The sequence below is a fragment of the Staphylococcus pasteuri genome, assembly GCF_030547725.1.
Taxonomy (GTDB): Bacteria; Bacillota; Bacilli; order Staphylococcales; family Staphylococcaceae; genus Staphylococcus; species Staphylococcus pasteuri.
This window is the reverse complement of record NZ_JAUOQO010000126.1, coordinates 1-328: the sequence shown is the minus strand read 5'-3', so window position 1 is coordinate 328 and position 328 is coordinate 1. Positions and strand designations below refer to the sequence as shown.

Genomic DNA, 328 nt, shown 5'->3' with positions numbered 1-328 from the left:
AAATCTTCTTGGCCATTACCGGCTACGCCAGCAATGCCGAGTATTTCGCCTTTATGCAGGCTAAGGTTTACCTTTTTGAGTCCGGTACCAAAAGGATTAGTAGGCGGCACGCTTAAATCTCGGGTGACTAGCAGCTCGTCTGAGCCAATGGTTTTATGGTAGCGCTCCGACAACACGGCTTCACTGCCAACCATCATTCTGGCGATAGAATCTGGCGTTTCATTAGCGGGTACACATTCACCGCTCACTTTACCGCCACGCAATATTACAGCCCGGTTGCACAATGCAGTGACTTCTTTCAGTTTGTGGCTAATAAACAAAATGCTGC

General features: G+C 48.5%; 1 pseudogene. It reads right to left on the bottom strand.

Annotated features, from left to right (window positions below):
• Positions 1 to 328, bottom strand: a pseudogene (locus Q4528_RS13085) (ABC transporter ATP-binding protein); the annotation flags it as partial.